Here is a 16,842-nt window from a genome sequence, read left to right on the forward strand (position 1 = left end):
CCCGGATGCGGAAGGCGAGCCCGGCTCGGTGCCCGGGCTCGCCGCGTTCCGTTCTGTCCCTGTTGCTTCCGGTTCCGGCATGACCCTCGTCCCCTCGTCGATCATCTGCTGAGCGCAGGGAATCTACGGGGGGCGGCCCGGTGAGCGTAAGACCCCGTCCGCAATCCGGTACCGGGAACTGTCAGACGGCGGGACGCTGGAGCCGGGCGACGAACTTGTAGCGGTCCCCGCGGTACACCGACCGCACCCACTCGACGGGTTCGCCGTCCGCGTCCAGGGAGTGCCGCGAGAGCATCAGCATCGGCAGGCCGACGTCGGTGCCGAGCAGGCCCGCCTCGCGCGGGGTGGCCAGCGAGGTCTCGATCGTCTCCTCGGCCTCGGCGAGCCGGACGTCGTACACCTCGGCGAGGGCGGTGTAGAGGGAGGTGTACTTGGCCAGCGAACGGCGCAGCGCGGGGAAGCGCTTGGCCGACAGGTGGGTGGTCTCGATGGCCATGGGCTCACCGCTGGCCAGGCGCAGCCGCTCGATGCGCAGGACCCGGCCGCCCGTGGCGATCTTGAGCAGACCGGCCAGGGTGTCGTCGGCCGTCACGTAGCCGATGTCCAGCAGCTGGGAGGTGGGCTCCAGTCCCTGGGCGCGCATGTCCTCCGTGTAGGAGGAGAGTTGGAGCGGCTGGGAGACCTTCGGTTTGGCGACGAAGGTGCCCTTGCCCTGGATGCGCTCCAGCCGGCCCTCCACGACGAGCTCCTGGAGCGCCTGGCGCACGGTGGTCCGGGAGGTGTCGAATTCGGCCGCGAGCGTGCGCTCCGGCGGCACGGGGGTGCCCGGGGGCAGGGTCTCGGTCATGTCGAGCAAGTGCCGCTTGAGTCGGTAGTACTTGGGCACACGCGCCGTGCGAGTGGCTGCCCCGCCTTCCGGCTCGGTGGTCGCCCCTTCGGTGGCCATCGCCGCCCGCCTTCCCGACTCCAGTTTCGCTGCCGTCACCGGCTCCTCCGATATGTGCGGTCACATGGTGACACGGGTCGGAGGACGGGCCTCTCCCCTCCCCCAGGTGTCGGTCCGGTAACGGACCGGGCACCCGCTCATTAGACCCTTGACACCCCTAAAGGTCTAGGCCAAGCTCCGGTTACTGGTCTAAACCAATATGGATCAGATCCCGGCCCCAGGGCAGTACTTGGTGCATGTCACCGCGGCGGGCGAGGGAAGGTGCAGGCAGCATCCCTGAGGAGGGTGGCGTGAAGCGCAAGCTCATCGCGGCGGTCAGTGTCGCGGGCATGATGGTCGGGCTCGCGGCGTGCGGCGGGAACGACGGCGACGACAAGGGGAAGACCGACGCGGGCGGCGCCAAGGAGATCACCGTCTGGGTGATGGACGGCTCCGCGCCGAAGGCCTGGATCGACGAGGTGAACAAGGAGTTCTCGGCCAAGCACCCGGGCGTCACCGTCAAGGTGGAAGAGCAGCAGTGGAAGGGGATCCAGGAGAAGGTCACCACGGCCCTCTCCGAGGACACCCCGCCGGACGTCCTGGAGCTCGGCAACACCCAGGCCGTGGGCTACGCCGTCACCGGCGGCCTCGCCGACCTGACCAAGGACAAGGCCAAGCTCGGTGCCGACGCCTGGCAGAAGAGCATGCTCGCCTCGGCCGAGTACGAGGGCAAGCTCTACTCCGCCCCCTGGTACGCCGCCAACCGCGTCGTCGTCTACGACAAGAAGGCCTTCGCCAAGGCCGGCGTCACCCCGCCGACCACCCGCGACGAGTGGATCGCCGGCCTGGAGAAGCTGAAGGCCTCCGACCCCTCCTCGCAGCCCATCTACCTGCCCGGCCAGAGCTGGTACGTGCTCGCCGGACTCGTCTGGGACGAGGGCGGCGACCTCGCCGTCAAGGACGGCGGCAAGTGGAAGGGCGGTCTCGGCACCCCCCAGGCCGCCTCCGCCATGGAGTTCTACAAGAAGCTCCAGTCCTACTCCACCGCCCCCAAGGACAAGGACGAGGCCACCCCGCAGCAGTCCACCGACGTCGTCCCCAAGGGCGGCGTCGCCTCCTGGATCGGTCTCGGCTGGGAGGCCGGCGGAGCGGAGAAGGCCCTGAAGGAGGCGGGCAAGGAGGCCGACTTCGGCTACTTCCCGATCCCGGGCAAGACCGCCGACAAGCCGGGCACCGTCTTCCTCGGCGGCTCCAACCTCGCCGTCGCCGAGCGCTCCAAGAACAAGGAGCTCGCCAAGGAATGGCTGGCCCTCGCCGCCGGCAAGGACCAGATGACCAAGTACGCCGCCGAGACCAAGGGCGCGCTGCTCCCCAACCAGGCGGCCGCGAACTTCACCCCGGCCGCGGGCTCCTTCGCCGAGGCCATGGGCAAGGCCGGTGTCAACGGCAAGATCACCCCGGTCACCCCGAACTGGGCGAACGTCGAGACCGAGCCCAACCCGGTCAAGGAGTTCATGACCAAGGTGCTGAAGGGCGAGGACGCCGCCAAGGCGGGCGAGGCCGCGGACAAGGACATCGCGAGCCGCCTCAACAAGTAGCACCCGACGTACCGGCAGTGAACGCACCGGGGTGTGCGGCCGGCGCCCGCGCGCCCGCCGCACCCCCGGTCGCGCTTGGACAGACGTATGCGACGCCCGAACGCAGCCGAGGTAACCACGACATGACCGTGCACTCCCAGGGAGCGGTGGCCGCTCCACAGGACGCACCACCCACGTCCGCCGGACGGCAGCAGACGCCGCCCCCCGCCGGGACCACCGCGCCGCCCCCCGGCAGCCGCGGCAGAGGCTCCCGCCCCTCCGGCTGGCTGCCGTACCTCCTGGTCGGGCCGGCCGTCCTCAGCCTGGCGACGCTGCTGCTGTACCCGCTGGCCAAGAACGTGATCCTGTCCTTCCAGAAGGTCGACAAGATCGAGTTCATCCAGCGGAAGTCGCCCTTCAACGGCGTCGCGAACTACACCCAGCTGCTCGGCGACGCCCACTTCTGGACCGTCGTCCTGCGCACCTTCGCCTTCACCGCCGCCAACGTCGCGCTGATCATGGTGATCGGCAGCCTCGTCGGCATCCTGCTGAACCGCCTCGGCACGTGGATGCGCCTGGTCCTGTCGATGGCCCTGGTGATGGCCTGGGCCATGCCGATCGTCGCCTCCGTCACCGTCTTCCACTGGCTGTTCGACGAGCAGTTCGGCGTCATGAACTGGGTGATGCGCACCCTCGGCTTCTCCGGCTACGAGCAGCACAACTGGTTCGAGACCGGCCTCTCAACCCTGACGATCGTCACGGTCCTGGTGGTCTGGGGTTCCGTCCCCTTCGTCGCCCTCAACATGTACGCCGGCCTGACCACGGTCGGCGGCGAACTGTACGAGGCCGCGCGCATGGACGGCGCCAACGGCTGGCAGACCTTCTGGCAGGTCGTCTTCCCCAACCTCAAGCCGTTCTTCCTCGTCACGACCTTCCTTGAGGTGATCTGGGTCTTCAAGGCCTTCACCCAGGTCTACGCGATGAACAAGGGCGGCCCCGACCGCGCCTCCGAGACCCTTTCCGTCTTCGCGTACGTCGAGGGCCAGAGCCAGGGCCACTACGCCCTCGCCGCGGCGATCTCCGTCCTGACGATCGTGATGCTCGTGATCGTCATGTCCTTCTACTTCCGCCTGATCCTGAAGCAGGAGGAGGAGCAGTGAGCACGACCACCGCGCCGGAGCCGGCCTCCCAGGCCGCCCCGGCCCCCGCCCGGAAGCTGCGCAGGCGCCGCCCGCTGCGCCCGGGGACCCTCGCCAAGAACCTCGGCGCCCTGCTGCTGGCCGCCGTCTTCGTCTTCCCCGTCTACTGGATGTTCTCCTCGGCGCTCAAGCCGTCCGGCGAGATCCTCTCCAAGGACCCGGTCTTCCTCTTCACCCCGACCCTGGACAACTTCACCAAGGCCACCGGCGTCGAGCTGTTCTGGACCTACGTCACCAACAGCCTGGCCGTCACCGTCGGGGCCGTCCTGCTGGCCCTGCTCGTCGCGCTCGCCGCGAGCTTCGCCCTCGCCCGGATGAGGTTCAAGGGCCGCAAGGGCCTCGTACTCGCCGTGATGATGGCCCAGATGGCCCCGTGGGAGGTCATGGTCATCGCGATGTACATGATCGCCCGCGACGCCGAGACGCTGAACAGCCTCCCGCTGCTGACGGCCGTCTACTTCGTGATGGTGCTGCCCTTCACCATCTGGACCCTGCGCGGCTTCATCGCCGCCGTCCCGGTGACCCTGGAGGAGGCCGCCCAGATCGACGGCTGCACCCGGGGCCAGGCCTTCCGCAAGGTGATCTTCCCGCTGCTCGCGCCGGGCCTGATGTCCACCTCGCTCTTCGGCTTCATCACCGCCTGGAACGAGTTCGCGATGGTCCTGATCCTGAACAAGGAGAAGACCGCGCAGACCCTCCCGCTGTGGCTGACCCAGTTCCAGACGGCCTTCGGCAACGACTGGGGCGCCACCATGGCCGCGTCCACGCTCTTCGCGCTCCCGGTCCTGGTGATCTTCATCTTCCTCCAGCGCAAGGCCGTCGGCGGAATGACCGCCGGCGCCGTGAAGGGATAACGGCCCATGACTGTCCTTGCGCACGGCACGGACACGCTCACCCGCGACGCCCTCGCGGTCCTCCAGCCCGGCTTCGAGGGCACCACCGCCCCTGCCTGGCTGCTGCGCAGGATCGGCGAAGGCCTCACCTCCGTCGGCCTGTTCGGCCGCAACATCGCCTCGCCCGGGCAGCTCGCCGCACTCACCGCGCAGCTGCGCGCCGAGCGCGACGACGTCCTCGTCGCCATCGACGAGGAGGGCGGCGACGTCACGCGCCTGGAGGTGCGCGGCGGCTCGTCGTTCCCGGGCAACCTGGCCCTCGGCGCCGTCGACGACACCGCCCTCACCCGCGGCGTCGCCCGTGAGCTGGGCCGGCGGCTCGCGGAGTGCGGGGTCAACCTCAACTGGGCGCCGTCCGCCGACGTCAACTCCAACCCGGACAACCCCGTCATCGGCGTACGCTCCTTCGGAGCCGACACCGCGCTCGCCGCCCGGCACACCGCCGCGTACGTCGAGGGCCTCCAGGCCGCCGGAGTCGCCGCCTGCACCAAGCACTTCCCCGGCCACGGCGACACCAACGTCGACTCCCACCACGCGCTGCCCCGCATCGACGTCGACCTCGACACCCTCCAGGTGCGCGAGCTCATCCCCTTCAAGGCCGCCATCGAGGCCGGCACCCGGGCCGTGATGAGCGCGCACATCCTGGTGCCCGCCCTCGACCCCACCCGCCCCGCCACGCTCAGCCCGCAGATCCTGACCGGCCTGCTGCGCAAGGAGCTCGGCTACGAGGGCCTGATCGTCACCGACGGCATGGAGATGAACGCCATCGCCGGGACGTACGGCATCGAACGCGGCTCGGCCCTCGCCCTCGCGGCCGGCGCCGACGCTATCTGCGTGGGCGGCGGGCTCGCCGACGAGGCCACCGTGCTCCGGCTGCGCGACGCCCTGGTCGCGGCCGTACGGGAGGGGACGCTGCCCGAGGAGCGGCTCGCCGACGCCGCCGCCCGGGTGCGGGAGCTGGCCGCCTGGACCCGGCAGGCCCGGGCAGCAGCCGCCGTGCCGGGCGCGCCGGAGGGGGGCGCGCCCGGCATCGGCCTCACGGCGGCCCGCCGCGCGGTGGCCGTGACGGGCGCCGCCGCACCGGTGTCCGCCCCGTACGTCGCCACCCTCGCGCCCGTCGCGAACATCGCGGTGGGCGACGAGACCCCGTGGGGCCTGGCCGCCGAACTGGCCGCGCTGGTACCGGACACCGCCTCGGGCGTGTATCCCGAGGGCGCCTCGGCCGGGGACGTCCTGGCGGCGGCGGGCGGCCGCACCGTGGTCGCGGTGGTCCGCGACGCGCACCGGCACCCCTGGATGACCGAGGCCCTGGACGCGCTGGTCGCGGCCCGGCCGGACACCGTGGTGGTCGAGATGGGCGTGCCGCGGGCCGAGCCACGCGGAGCCCTGTACATCGCCACCCACGGCGCGTCCCGCGTCTGCGGCCGCGCGGCCGCGGAGGTCATCGCCGGGGCATAGCCGTTGCCCGCACGCACGGAGGGCCGGACCCGCGACAGGGGTCCGGCCCTCCGCACGTACGGCTACAGGCCCTGCCAGGCGGGCTTGTCGGCGTAGGCGTGGCGGAAGTAGTCGGCCAGCTTCAGCTTCGAGGCGGCGGCCTCGTCCACGACGACGGTCGCGTGCGGGTGCAGCTGGAGCGCCGAGGCCGGGACGAGGGCGGACAGCGGGCCCTCGACGCTCTGCGCGACGGCCTCGGCCTTGCCCTCGCCGGTGGCCAGGAGCACCAGGTGGCGGGCGTCGAGTATGGTCCCGATGCCCTGGGTGATGACGTGGTGCGGCACCTGGGCCAGGTCGTCGTCGAAGAACCGCGCGTTGTCGACGCGGGTCTGCTGCGTCAGCGTCTTGATGCGGGTGCGGGAGGCCAGCGAGGAGCACGGCTCGTTGAAGCCGATGTGTCCGTCGGTGCCGATGCCCAGCAGCTGGAGGTCGACCCCGCCCGCCTCGGCCAGGGCCCGGTCGTACGCCTCGCACGCGGCCACGATGTCCTCGGCCGAGCCGTCCGGGCCCAGGAAGGAGGCCTCGGACAGGCCGAGCGGCTCGACGACCTCGCGCAGCACGACCGCGCGGTAGGACTCGGGGTGTCCGGCCGGCAGGCCGACGTACTCGTCGAGCTGGCAGATCCTGGCCCGGGAGGCGTCGACCTCACCGGCCCTGACCTTGGCGGCGAGGGCTTCGTAGACGGGCAGCGGGGTCGAGCCGGTCGCCACGCCGAGCAGGGCGTCGGGCTTGCGGCGTACCAGGGCGGCCATGGCCTCCGCGATGAGCTCGCCGCCTGCCTTGGCGTCCGGGACGATGACAACTTCCACGCGGGGCCTGCCGATCTGGAGTGCGGTGGTGTGGTATAGACCAATCTAGCAGAGCCGGGGCGCCACGGGCAGGGCTCCGCACCTCCCGCCCCCCTTTTCCATGGTGGTCCGGATCCCCGCCCGCGGCCTCCCGGCTCTGCTCGGAGCCTCAGAGCCTCAGAGCAGTGCGAGCTGCAGGCCGCCGGTGGCGTCCAGGTGCCGGCCGGTCACCCAGCGGGAGTCCGGCGAGGCGAGGAAGGCCACCACGTCGGCGACCTCCTCGGCCGTCCCCACCCGCCCGAACACCGACCGGGAGGAGACGTGCGCCCGCGCCGCCGGGTCCGCCGGCCAGGCCGCATTGCGCTCGGTGTCGGTGGTGCCGGGGCCGACCGAGTTCACCGTGATCCCGGCGAGGGCCGCCGCGCCCGCGTTGTTGACCAGGGCCGTCTGGGGGCACGGCGGGCGCTGGCCCGCCATGTGCCCGCCGTCCTCATCGGGATGTCCCAGCAGGCGCGCGACGGCGCGGGGCGGGCGGAGCCGGAGGCGGTGGCGGAGCTGGCCGCAGGGGCGGATGCGCGTACGGGCCTGGCCTCGGTACGGGCGCCGGTTCCTCTGGGCCACGGTGCCAGGACGGGACCCTCAACCCGTCCGGCACCGTAGCCCGGAGTACTTACGGCCGGCGGGTGTGCGGTTCCCGCGGCCGGGGGAGGTGCCTGCGCGGTCAGGGCAGAGCGCGCGGCTACCTCTATCCGTCCTCCTGTGCGGGGAGGGCGGAAGCTTATGGCAATTGTGGACTAGACCAATCTGTTCTGTCCATCCAATGACGGGGACTGCGCACCCGTCACTTCCTCCAACAGTACGCGTCCCGCACCCCTCCTGGATACTCCTGAGTAGGGCGGCGTGTGGAATGTCATGGCCCCTACCCGGGGTACGCTCGCCACGTGCCCTCCATGAACGACCTCGTACGCCAGCACACCGCTCTCGGTGAAACCGACCTGGAGTGGCTGCACCTGCTGGTTTCGGAGTGGCAGCTGCTCTCCGACCTGTCCTTCGCCGACCTCGTGCTGTGGGTCCCCACCCTCGACGGCACCCGGTACGTCTCGGTCGCGCAGATGCGCCCGAACACGGGCCCCACCTCCTACCAGGACGACATGGTCGGCCACCTGGTGCCCCGCGGAAGGCGCCCGCTGCTCGACGCCGCCCTCGACGAGGGCCGGATCGTGCGCGAGGGCGACCCGGAGTGGCGCGAGGAGGTGCCCGTACGGGTCGAGTCCATCCCCGTGCGCCGCGAGGGCCGGGTCCTGGGCGTGATCGCCCGCAACACCAACCTGCTCACGGTGCGCACGCCGAGCCGGCTGGAGCTGACGTACCTCCAGTCCGCCTCCGACCTGGCCCAGATGATCGCCGCCGGCTCCTTCCCGTTCCCCGGGCAGCAGGTCGACATGGACGCCTCCCCGCGGGTCGGTGACGGCCTGATCCGCCTCGACGCCGACGGCGTGGTCACGTACGCGTCCCCGAACGCGCTCTCCGCCTACCACCGCCTCGGACTCGCCTCCGACCTGGTCGGCCAGCACCTGGGCACCACCACCGCCGAACTGGCCCCCTCCCGCGGCCCCGTGGACGAGGCGCTCGTCAAGCTCGCCAGCGGCTGGGCCCCCCGCGAGACCGAGATCGAGGGCAACGGCGGGGTCATCCAGCTGCGCGCGATCCCGCTGAAGCCGAAGGGGATCCGGATCGGCTCCCTGGTCCTGTGCCGCGACGTCACCGAACTGCGCCGCCGGGAACGGGAATTGATCACCAAGGACGCGACCATCCGGGAGATCCACCACCGGGTGAAGAACAACCTGCAGACCGTGGCCGCCCTGCTGCGCCTCCAGGCGCGCCGGATGGATTCCGAAGGGGGCCGCGAGGCCCTCAACGAGGCCGTCCGCCGGGTCGGTTCGATCGCCATCGTCCATGAGACGCTGTCTCAGAACCTGGACGAGCGGGTGGAGTTCGACGAGATCGCCGACCGGGTCATCGCGATGGTCGCGGAGATCTCCCCGGGCAAGGTGGACTGCCGGCGCACCGGCCGCTTCGGGATCCTCGACGCCGAGGTCGCCACACCGCTGTCGATGGTGCTGACCGAGATCCTGCAGAACGCCCTGGAGCACGCCTTCACCCAGGGGGAGGGCGGCACGGTGGAGGTGTCCGCGGCGCGCACCGGCTCCGGCCGCGCCGACGCCCGGCTGCTGATCACGGTGGTCGACGACGGTTCGGGCCTGCCCGAGGGATTCGACCCCCAGCGGGCCGGGAATCTCGGGCTGCAGATCGTACGCACCCTGGTGGAGGGTGAGCTCGGCGGCACGTTCGACATGGTCCGGGCGGAGCCGCGCGGCACCAAGGTGGTCCTGGACGTCCCGGCCAGCCCGCAGAAGTAGGGCGGCCGCCGTAGGGCAGTCGGCCGGATCGTCACTCAGGGTGAGCGCCGCAGTCCCGCCGCCGCCCCGGACAGCACTGAGCCCCGGACCGCAGATTTCCCGGTCCGGGGCTCAAGAGCACGTTGCTGAGCGCTTGTACGGTGTTACTACGCGCTGCGTCGAGGCTCGAAAGTCGAATGTCAGGCGCTGGCGTTGCGCGCCCGGTTGCGAGCGGCGCGGCGCTTCATGGCGCGGCGCTCGTCCTCGCTGAGACCGCCCCAGACGCCGGAGTCCTGGCCGGACTCAAGCGCCCACTGCAGGCACTGCTCCATGACGGGGCAACGGCGGCAGACGGCCTTGGCTTCCTCGATCTGCAGCAGCGCAGGACCGGTGTTGCCGATGGGGAAGAAGAGTTCCGGGTCTTCCTCACGACAAACGGCGTTGTGACGCCAGTCCATGGCTGCTCCATCTCCTTGTATTGCGGGCAGGTTGCTTGTGAATGTGAACGCTTTCACGAATCCCCCCGTGAGGGAAGGGCGACCAGCCAGTCACCTGGAAGGTCAGTCGAAGATTCGTGGTGGGGTTCTGGCGGTCTGTTGGGGTGCCGGGTTCTGCGGGCCGTCCCGATCGCCATGAAGAGATTCGCAAACCTCGGACGGGGATACAACCCCTTCCGGAAAGTTTTTTTTGATTCGTCGGTGTCTACTAGGTCACAGCCCTACATCGTGAGGGTGGACCCGCGTGTAAACGTTCGAGTGAAAGGACTTTGGGCCCTTCCACTCACACAATCACACGCAGTGCACGGCGTACGCCTGTGAACCGAACGCTGGTGCGCAAACCGAGATGGTCGCCGTCCATCTGGAAGGGGAGGGGAACCTTCGAATGCAAGGTGAAGTCGGTCAGATCGTGCAGAGACACCGCATGCTTGCCCTGAGGACCGCGCTCAGGAGTCGAGGTCAGGAGCTGTGTCGCGTACCGCGCGACGGCCGGAGTTGACAAACGGTCCAGCGCCAATACGTCAAGTGCAGTATCGAACGAGGCCTCCGGCGAGGCGTACAGCGGACGGTTGCCCAGGTACGTCCAGGGCGAGGTGTTGCAGATTATCGAGAGCACCAGATCGGTCACGGGATCCGTGCCCGGGCGCTCCAGCGTGATCGTTCCGTGCCGCCGGTTCGGCTCGTCCCAGAACTGGCGCATCAGCTGCCGTACGTACAGGGCGTGCGTCGAACGCTTGCCGCGCTCGCGCTGCTGCTCGACCCGCCCCACCACGCCCGCATCGAAACCGAAGCCCGCGCAGAAGGTGAACCAGCGCGCCGGGACCGACTCGTCCTCCGTGCCCGGGGTGCCGGCCGCAAGACCCAGGCCCACCGTCCGCTCGCGCCGCTCGCGCAGGGCGTCCAGCAGGGCGCCGGTCGCCTCGACCGCGTCATTGGGCAGGCCGAGCGCGCGGGCGAAGACATTGGTGGAACCGCCGGGGACCACCGCCAGCCCGGGCAGCCGCTCCGGATCGGGCCCGCTGTGGAGCAGTCCGTTGACCACCTCGTTGACCGTGCCGTCGCCGCCCAGCGCCACGACGAGGTCGATGCCGTTCTCCGCGGCCCTGCGCGCAAGGTCCCGGGCGTGTCCCCGGTACTCGGTGGTCACCGCCTCCAGCTTCATCTCGCTGGCCAGGGCGTGGATGAGCACATCGCGCGTACGCGCGCTCGTGGTCGTCGCTGCTGGGTTGGCCACGAGAAGTGCACGCATGCACGTCAGCCTACCGACCCGTTCCGAGGCGGCCCATACTGCCCGTCCCGTCCGGAGCCGGGGGCGCGCGGCTACCCTGCTGGGGTGAGTACCAAGCCCACCCCCGCCCCGGCCCCGACCAGGGCCCCGCTGCCCCGCCGACTGACCGCCGCCGCCGCGCTCACCGCCCTGGAGGGCCTCGCGCTGGCCGGCCTCGGCGTCTACCTGCTGTTCGTGGGCATCGCCGGTGACCCCGACTCCCCGCAACAGGCCGAAACCGGCGGGATCACCGTGCTCGTGCTCGCCGCGCTGCCCCTGCTCGCGGCCCGCGGGCTGCGCCTGGGCCGCCGCTGGAGCCGCGGCCCCGCGCTGATCACCCAGCTGATGGCGCTGCCGGTGGCGTGGACCCTGTACACCACGGGCGGGGCGATGATCGCCGCCGCCGTCGCGCTCGCCCTGTCCGCCGTGGCCGTGGTGAGCCTGCTGGTCAACCCGACGGCCACCGAGGCCCTGGGCATCGGGCCCGGCGAGCAGACCCGATGACCCGTACGGGCGCGGGGCGGTAGCCCCGTACGCCCTCCTCCTACTCCTCCACCAGGAGCTTCTCGCGGAGCTGGGCCAGGGTGCGGGCCAGCAGGCGCGAGACGTGCATCTGGGAGATGCCGACCTCCTGCGCGATCTGCGACTGGGTCATGTTGCCGAAGAACCGCAGCAGCAGGATCCGCTTCTCCCGCGGCGGCAGCCCTTCCAGCAGCGGCTTGAGCGACTCGCGGTACTCGACGCCCTCCAGCGCCTCGTCCTCCGCGCCCAGGGTGTCCGCGACCGCCGGCGACTCGTCGTCCGTGTCCGGGACGTCCAGCGAGAGCGTGCTGTAGGCATTGGCCGATTCCAGCCCCTCCAGCACCTCCTCCTCGGAGATCCCGAGCCGCTCGGCCAGTTCGTGGACCGTGGGGGAGCGGCCGTGCTGCTGGGACAGCTCGGCCGTGGCCGTCGTCAGCGAGAGCCGCAGCTCCTGCAGCCGCCGGGGGACCCGTACCGCCCATCCCTTGTCCCGGAAGTGGCGCTTGATCTCGCCGACCACCGTCGGTGTCGCGTACGTGGAGAACTCGACCCCGCGGTCCGGGTCGAACCGGTCCACGGACTTGATCAGGCCGATCGTGGCGACCTGCGTCAGATCGTCCAGCGGTTCGCCGCGGTTGCGGAACCGCCGGGCCAGGTGCTCGACCAGCGGCAGGTGCATCCGCACGAGCCGGTTGCGCAGCTCGGCCTTCTCCGGCGAGCCGTCGGGCAGGGCCCGCAGCTCGATGAACAGGGCCCGGGCCCCGCTGCGGTCCCGGGGATCCGGCAGCACCGAAGCGGGCACCGGGAGGACCGGCGCCCGGTCCGTGTCCGGATCCGTGTCCGTCACGTCCGGGTCCGTCACCGCGTCCGTCGCCGGCCCCGCGTGCTGCTCCGGGGCTGCGGCAGCGGCACCTGGTGGCTGCGCCGGCAGTGGTTCTTCGTGCTGGTTCTCGCTCATAGGGCCCGCCCGTCGCTCCGCCGAGTCCAAAAAGCCGTCTTCCGCATCCGCGTCAGCCGGGTGCGGCCGGGCGTGCTGCTGCTCCGGGATGCCGCCGTCGACCTCGTGCCGTACCCGGGGCCGATCCCCGCCCCGCACCGGGATCTCCCCGCCACTCACGCCGGGCCTGGACCCGCGCCGCGCTGTTTGTAGAGGCTGATGCTCACCGTACGGTCCTCCTCGACCGTCGACTCGACCTTCCCGGCCAGTGCGGACAGGACGGTCCAGGCGAACGTGTCGCGCTCCGGCGCACGCCCGTCCGTGGTCGGCGCCGAGACGGTCACCTCCAGCGAATCGTCGACCAGCCGGAACACGCAGCTGAGGACGGAGCCGGGCACGGCCTGCTGGAGCAGGATCGCGCAGGCTTCGTCCACCGCGATGCGGAGGTCCTCGATCTCGTCGAGGGTGAAGTCCAACCGTGCCGCGAGACCGGCCGTGGCCGTGCGCAGCACTGACAGGTAGGCACCCGCAGCGGGCAGCCGGACTTCCACGAAGTCCTGGGTCCCGGGCTCGCCTGCGATCTGGGACACCCTCACCTCCAAGGTGGTACGAGCTCTGTTCGCCGGTGACGCTACCGCGATCCGGGCGATCGTGTCGCGGCACCCCTCAGGACGCCCGCTGCGGACACCCCCGCCTACGGCCAGTGACTGATGGTATGCCCATGGGTACGCACAGTGGCTAGGGGTCTGCGGGCCCAAATCGGGGGAACCGGCGGAGGGTTGAACTACCCCGCCTCAGACGATTGAACCGTCGACAAAACACCACCGCCAGGTCTCGCCCGGTTCGAAGCTGCGCATCACCGGATGGCCGGTGGCCTGGTAGTGCGCCGTGGCGTGCCGGTGGGGGGAGGAGTCGCAGCAGGCGACGTACCCGCACCCGAGGCACATCCGCAGCTGGACCGGGTGACTGCCGAGCGCCAGACATTCCAGGCAGGTCTGGGCAGCCGGGACAGGCTCGGGGCGCGGCAGTTCGGGAACATGCGTGCACTCGCTCATGATGGCCAGCGTACTGAGGTGCGGGCGCCCGAGGACGACGAATTCCGAGGAGAATGGATCTTCGATGGAGGTATTGCCGCTGGTGGCACTGGTGGCGGGCAGTGCGGTCGTCGCGGGGGCCGCCCGCCGTACGCCGGTGCCGGCGCCGCTGCTGCTGGTCGCGGTCGGGCTGATCGCCTCGTACGTCCCGGGCCTGCCCGCGTACGGCCTCGACCCGCACATCGTGCTGCCGCTGCTGCTGCCGCCGCTGCTCCACACGGCCGCCGTCGACAGCTCGTACCTGGACCTGCGGGCCAACATCCGGCCGGTCGCGCTGCTGTCGGTGGGCTACGTGCTCTTCGCGACGCTCGCCGTGGGCTATGCGGCGTACCTGCTGGTACCGGGGCTGTCGCTGCCCGTGGCGCTGGTGCTGGGCGCGGTGATCGCGCCGCCCGACGCGGTGGCCGCGACGGCGATCGCCCGCAGGCTCGGGCTGCCGAACCGGATCACCACCATCCTGCAGGGCGAGTCCCTGGTGAACGACGCCACCGCCATCACCGCGTACAAGGTGGCACTGGCCGCGGCGGTGGGCACCGGCGTCGGCTGGGCGGGCGGGATCGCGGAGTTCCTGCTCGCCTCGGTGGGAGGCATCGGGGTGGGCCTGGTGCTGATGGTGCCGATCCACCACCTGCGCAAGCGGCTGCGGGAGCCGCTGCTGCAGAACACCCTGTCGCTGCTGATCCCGTTCGTGGCGTACGCGGCGGCCGAGCGGGTGCACGCCTCGGGCGTCCTCGCGGTGGTCGTGGTGGCGCTCTACCTCGGCCACCGCAACTGGCAGGTCGACTTCGCCACCCGGCTCCAGGAGGAGGCGGTGTGGAAGATGGTCGCCTTCATCCTGGAGTCGGTGGTCTTCGCGTTGATCGGGCTGCAGCTGCCCGTGGTGCTGCGGGGGCTGGAGGAGTACGAGGGGCTGCACGCGGCCTGGTACGCCCTGATCGTCTTCCTGGCGGTGGTGGTCGCGCGGTTCGTCTGGGTGTTCCCGGCCACCTTCGTGCCGCGGTGGGTGTCCCGGCGCATCCGGGAACGGGAGCCGGAGACCACCTGGAAGGCGCCGGTGGTGGTGGGCTGGGCGGGGATGCGCGGGGTGGTCTCGCTGGCGATCGCCTTCTCGGTGCCGATGAGCGTCCCGCACCGGAACCTGATCCTCTTCCTCACCTTCACGACGGTGATCGGCACGCTGGTGGTGCAGGGGCTGACGCTGCCGCCGCTGATCCGGCTGCTGCGGCTGCCCCGGCGGGACCCGCAGCAGGAGACCCTGGCGGAGGCGCAGGCGCAGAACGAGGCCTCGCGGGCGGCGGAGGACCGGCTCGCGGAGATGCTGGCCGAGCCGGAGAACGCCCTGCCGCCGCCGCTGGCGGAGCGGCTCCGCACGGTGATGGAGCGGCGGCGCAACGCGGTGTGGGAGCGGCTGGGCGAGACCAACCCGGTCACCGGCGAATCCGCCGACGACGTCTACCGGCGCCTGGCCCGCGAGATGATCGCGGCGGAGCGGGAGGTCTTCGTGACCTTGCGCGACCGGCGCCGCATCGACGACGAGATGCTGCGGGGCCTGCTGCGCAGCCTGGACCTGGAGGAGGCGGCGGCCTACCGCGAGGAAAGGGCCTGATCCGGGGCGCCGGGGCGCCGGGGTCCGGGCTCCGCGGCTCCGGGGCTCTACGGGTGGCCGGTGATGACGGCCGTCAGGGTGGTGCCCCGGGGGAAGGCGCCGGACGCGGTGAGGTCGGTCAGCGCCCAGAGCAGCTTGGCCACGTAGATCCGCTCGACCGGGATGCCGTGCCGCGCCTCGAAGTCGGCGGCGAAGGCCTCCAGCTCGGCGGGGACCCGGGCGTAGCCGCCGTGGTGGAAGCCCTCCGCCAGGCTCCATTCCCCGGCCGGGCCGCCGAAGGCCGCCCGCTGGAGGGAACGTATCTCCTCCGTGAGGAAGCCCCCCGCCAGCACCGGCACGCCGAGCGCCCGCTGGCCGGGGGCGAGTCCGGCCGCCAGGCCCGCCAGGGTGCCGCCCGTGCCGCAGGCCACTGCCACCACGTCGCCCGCGCCGTGCAGTTCGCGCCCCAGCTCCGCACAGCCCTGCAGGGCGAGGGCGTTGCTGCCGCCTTCCGGGACCGGGTACGCGGCGCCGGCGCCGGCCTGCGCCAGCAGCCGGGCCAGCACCTCGGGGTCGGACTTGCGCCGGTACTCCGCACGGGAGACGAAGTGCAGCCGCATCCCGTCGGCCGCGCACCGGCCGAGGGAGTCGTTGAGCGGCCGGCCGGCCAGCTCGTCACCGCGGACGATGCCGACGGTCGCCAGCCCCAGCAGCCGCCCGGCCGCGGCGGTGGCCCGCAGGTGGTTGGAGTACGCCCCGCCGAAGGTCACCAGCGCCGGAAACCCCCCGCCGACGGCGGCCCGCAGATTGGGCGCGAGCTTGCGCCACTTGTTGCCGGGCAGCTCCGGATGCACGAGGTCGTCCCGCTTGACCACCAGGCGCACCCCGTACCGCTCGAACCGCTCGTCGCGCAGCTCCTGCAGTGCGGAGGGCGGCCGGGGCTGCAAGAGCAGGTCAAGGTGCGCGGGGCGGTTCACCCGTCCATTGTGAGCCCCTCCCTCCCACCCCGCCCCCACGCCACGGCCCGCCCCTCCCCGTCGCGGGCGCCTGGTTATTTGAGGCGGTTGCCCACCCGGGTGCGGAAGGAGTCCATCGTGAAGCCCTTCGGATCGATCTTGCCCGGCTGCCATTCGAGGTGGCCGATCACCGAGCGCTCCGTCCAGGCGTGGACCCGGCAGAGGGCCGCCGCCGCGCGGGCCATGGCGTCGAGCTGGACCTCCGGCCAGGGGTCGTCGCCGTCGCCGAGGTTCTCGCATTCGAAGCCGTAGAAGTGGCGGTTGCCGTCGGTGTTCGCGTGGTGGTCCGGGGGGAGCCGCTTTTCCGCGATCACCGCCGCCAGGACGTCGGAGTCGCCCGCGCCCGCGTGGTTGGCGCGGCCGTAGCCGACCAGGTGGACCCGGCCGTCCTTGGTGATCACGCCGTGGCAGAGCGGGCCGGGCAGGCCCTCGTCGCCGTCGCGGCAGAGCCGGACGGTGTAGGCCGTGCCATGGGTGACGGTGTGGTGGATCATCACCCCGTGCACCGGGCCCCAGGGGCCTTTGTGGTTGCGGTTGTGGGTGCGCCAGGCGCCGACCTCGACGACGGTCAGGCCCTCGTTGCGCAGGGCGTCGATGAACCGGCTCGCGGACATGGGTGCGGACACGGCCGCCTCCTCTCCGGTGG

At 71.5% G+C, this 16,842-nt stretch carries 17 protein-coding genes and 1 pseudogene; 8 read left to right on the forward strand and 10 right to left on the reverse strand.

Annotated elements, in window-relative coordinates:
* Positions 1 to 181: 181 nt before the first annotated feature.
* Positions 182 to 946, reverse strand: a complete 765-nt coding sequence (locus ABZ128_RS19925) for a GntR family transcriptional regulator (protein ID WP_123080305.1) — start codon at positions 944 to 946, stop codon at positions 182 to 184.
* A 290-nt stretch (positions 947 to 1,236) separates the two neighbouring features.
* Between ABZ128_RS19925 and ABZ128_RS19930 the strand changes: the two genes are divergently transcribed.
* From ABZ128_RS19930 to ABZ128_RS19945, 4 genes are all read left to right on the forward strand, one after another.
* A complete protein-coding gene (locus ABZ128_RS19930; RefSeq protein WP_356849892.1) occupies positions 1,237 to 2,523 on the forward strand; it encodes an extracellular solute-binding protein in 1,287 nt (428 codons plus the stop codon).
* Positions 2,524 to 2,645: 122 nt separating this feature from the next.
* The gene (locus ABZ128_RS19935; protein ID WP_356849894.1) at positions 2,646 to 3,662 is read left to right on the forward strand and encodes a sugar ABC transporter permease; all 1,017 of its coding nucleotides are present in this window, start codon (positions 2,646 to 2,648) and stop codon (positions 3,660 to 3,662) included.
* Between the two features lie 56 nt (positions 3,663 to 3,718).
* The gene (locus ABZ128_RS19940) at positions 3,719 to 4,555 is read left to right on the forward strand and encodes a carbohydrate ABC transporter permease (protein ID WP_356849961.1); all 837 of its coding nucleotides are present in this window, start codon (positions 3,719 to 3,721) and stop codon (positions 4,553 to 4,555) included.
* Positions 4,556 to 4,561: 6 nt separating this feature from the next.
* A complete protein-coding gene (locus ABZ128_RS19945) occupies positions 4,562 to 6,052 on the forward strand; it encodes a glycoside hydrolase family 3 N-terminal domain-containing protein (protein ID WP_356849895.1) in 1,491 nt (496 codons plus the stop codon).
* A 62-nt stretch (positions 6,053 to 6,114) separates the two neighbouring features.
* Here the strand turns inward: ABZ128_RS19945 and nagB are convergent, their stop codons facing one another.
* Positions 6,115 to 6,900: a glucosamine-6-phosphate deaminase gene (gene nagB / locus ABZ128_RS19950; RefSeq protein WP_356849897.1), complete on the reverse strand. Its 786-nt coding sequence runs from the start codon at positions 6,898 to 6,900 to the stop codon at positions 6,115 to 6,117.
* A gap of 156 nt (positions 6,901 to 7,056) precedes the next feature.
* Positions 7,057 to 7,356 carry an SDR family oxidoreductase gene (locus tag ABZ128_RS19955; protein WP_356849899.1) on the reverse strand — a complete coding sequence of 100 codons (300 nt, stop codon included), beginning with the start codon at positions 7,354 to 7,356 and terminating at the stop codon, positions 7,057 to 7,059.
* Here ABZ128_RS19955 and ABZ128_RS19960 point away from each other — a divergent pair.
* Together ABZ128_RS19960 and ABZ128_RS19965 are read left to right on the forward strand one after the other, a co-directional pair.
* Positions 7,342 to 7,440: pseudogene (locus ABZ128_RS19960) on the forward strand (TetR/AcrR family transcriptional regulator); the annotation flags it as partial. The gene ABZ128_RS19955 and the pseudogene ABZ128_RS19960 overlap by 15 nt on opposite strands.
* Before the next feature lie 389 nt (positions 7,441 to 7,829).
* The gene (locus ABZ128_RS19965; RefSeq protein ID WP_356849962.1) at positions 7,830 to 9,299 is read left to right on the forward strand and encodes a PAS domain-containing sensor histidine kinase; all 1,470 of its coding nucleotides are present in this window, start codon (positions 7,830 to 7,832) and stop codon (positions 9,297 to 9,299) included.
* A 179-nt stretch (positions 9,300 to 9,478) separates the two neighbouring features.
* Here the strand turns inward: ABZ128_RS19965 and ABZ128_RS19970 are convergent, their stop codons facing one another.
* Both ABZ128_RS19970 and ABZ128_RS19975 read right to left on the reverse strand, forming a co-directional pair.
* Positions 9,479 to 9,736, reverse strand: a complete 258-nt coding sequence (locus tag ABZ128_RS19970; RefSeq protein ID WP_003953983.1) for a WhiB family transcriptional regulator — start codon at positions 9,734 to 9,736, stop codon at positions 9,479 to 9,481.
* 322 nt (positions 9,737 to 10,058) lie between these two features.
* Entirely contained in the window at positions 10,059 to 11,024 is a 966-nt protein-coding gene (locus ABZ128_RS19975) for a diacylglycerol kinase family protein (RefSeq protein WP_356849900.1), read from the reverse strand.
* A gap of 84 nt (positions 11,025 to 11,108) precedes the next feature.
* On the opposite strand from ABZ128_RS19975, the gene ABZ128_RS19980 reads away from it, so the two are divergent.
* Positions 11,109 to 11,546: a hypothetical protein gene (locus ABZ128_RS19980; protein ID WP_356849902.1), complete on the forward strand. Its 438-nt coding sequence runs from the start codon at positions 11,109 to 11,111 to the stop codon at positions 11,544 to 11,546.
* A gap of 40 nt (positions 11,547 to 11,586) precedes the next feature.
* Here ABZ128_RS19980 and ABZ128_RS19985 read toward each other — a convergent pair whose 3' ends face one another.
* The 3 genes from ABZ128_RS19985 to ABZ128_RS19995 all read right to left on the reverse strand — a co-directional run bounded on the left by ABZ128_RS19985 (position 11,587) and on the right by ABZ128_RS19995 (position 13,556).
* A complete protein-coding gene (locus ABZ128_RS19985) occupies positions 11,587 to 12,681 on the reverse strand; it encodes an RNA polymerase sigma factor SigF (RefSeq protein ID WP_356849903.1) in 1,095 nt (364 codons plus the stop codon).
* Complete coding sequence (locus ABZ128_RS19990; RefSeq protein ID WP_030153599.1) at positions 12,678 to 13,091, reverse strand: anti-sigma regulatory factor; 414 nt, start codon at positions 13,089 to 13,091, stop codon at positions 12,678 to 12,680. Before ABZ128_RS19990 ends, ABZ128_RS19985 begins: the two co-directional genes overlap by 4 nt.
* Before the next feature lie 204 nt (positions 13,092 to 13,295).
* Entirely contained in the window at positions 13,296 to 13,556 is a 261-nt protein-coding gene (locus ABZ128_RS19995; RefSeq protein ID WP_356849904.1) for a UBP-type zinc finger domain-containing protein, read from the reverse strand.
* A gap of 64 nt (positions 13,557 to 13,620) precedes the next feature.
* Here ABZ128_RS19995 and ABZ128_RS20000 point away from each other — a divergent pair, with 64 nt between their 5' ends.
* A complete protein-coding gene (locus ABZ128_RS20000; RefSeq protein ID WP_356849906.1) occupies positions 13,621 to 15,201 on the forward strand; it encodes a Na+/H+ antiporter in 1,581 nt (526 codons plus the stop codon).
* Positions 15,202 to 15,248: 47 nt separating this feature from the next.
* On the opposite strand, the gene ABZ128_RS20005 is transcribed toward ABZ128_RS20000, so the two are convergent.
* Together ABZ128_RS20005 and ABZ128_RS20010 are read right to left on the reverse strand one after the other, a co-directional pair.
* Entirely contained in the window at positions 15,249 to 16,157 is a 909-nt protein-coding gene (locus ABZ128_RS20005; protein ID WP_356849907.1) for a pyridoxal-phosphate dependent enzyme, read from the reverse strand.
* Between the two features lie 74 nt (positions 16,158 to 16,231).
* The gene (locus ABZ128_RS20010; RefSeq protein ID WP_356849909.1) at positions 16,232 to 16,822 is read right to left on the reverse strand and encodes an N-acetylmuramoyl-L-alanine amidase; all 591 of its coding nucleotides are present in this window, start codon (positions 16,820 to 16,822) and stop codon (positions 16,232 to 16,234) included.
* Positions 16,823 to 16,842: the final 20 nt, after the last annotated feature.

Origin of the sequence: Streptomyces sp. NPDC006326, assembly GCF_040612915.1 — a bacterium.
Taxonomy (GTDB): Bacteria; Actinomycetota; Actinomycetes; order Streptomycetales; family Streptomycetaceae; genus Streptomyces.

What these genes read in the sequence shown, in the direction of transcription:
- ABZ128_RS19995 (WP_356849904.1), bottom strand. Translation starts at nt 13,556, where the DNA reads ATGAGCGAGTGCACGCATGTTCCCGAACTGCCGCGCCCCGAGCCTGTC.
- ABZ128_RS19970 (WP_003953983.1), bottom strand. Translation starts at nt 9,736, where the DNA reads ATGGACTGGCGTCACAACGCCGTTTGTCGTGAGGAAGACCCGGAACTC.
- ABZ128_RS19955 (WP_356849899.1), bottom strand. Translation starts at nt 7,356, where the DNA reads ATGGCGGGCCAGCGCCCGCCGTGCCCCCAGACGGCCCTGGTCAACAAC.
- ABZ128_RS19965 (WP_356849962.1), top strand. Translation starts at nt 7,830, where the DNA reads ATGAACGACCTCGTACGCCAGCACACCGCTCTCGGTGAAACCGACCTG.
- ABZ128_RS19975 (WP_356849900.1), bottom strand. Translation starts at nt 11,024, where the DNA reads ATGCGTGCACTTCTCGTGGCCAACCCAGCAGCGACGACCACGAGCGCG.
- ABZ128_RS19925 (WP_123080305.1), bottom strand. Translation starts at nt 946, where the DNA reads ATGGCCACCGAAGGGGCGACCACCGAGCCGGAAGGCGGGGCAGCCACT.
- ABZ128_RS19935 (WP_356849894.1), top strand. Translation starts at nt 2,646, where the DNA reads ATGACCGTGCACTCCCAGGGAGCGGTGGCCGCTCCACAGGACGCACCA.
- ABZ128_RS19945 (WP_356849895.1), top strand. Translation starts at nt 4,562, where the DNA reads ATGACTGTCCTTGCGCACGGCACGGACACGCTCACCCGCGACGCCCTC.
- ABZ128_RS20000 (WP_356849906.1), top strand. Translation starts at nt 13,621, where the DNA reads ATGGAGGTATTGCCGCTGGTGGCACTGGTGGCGGGCAGTGCGGTCGTC.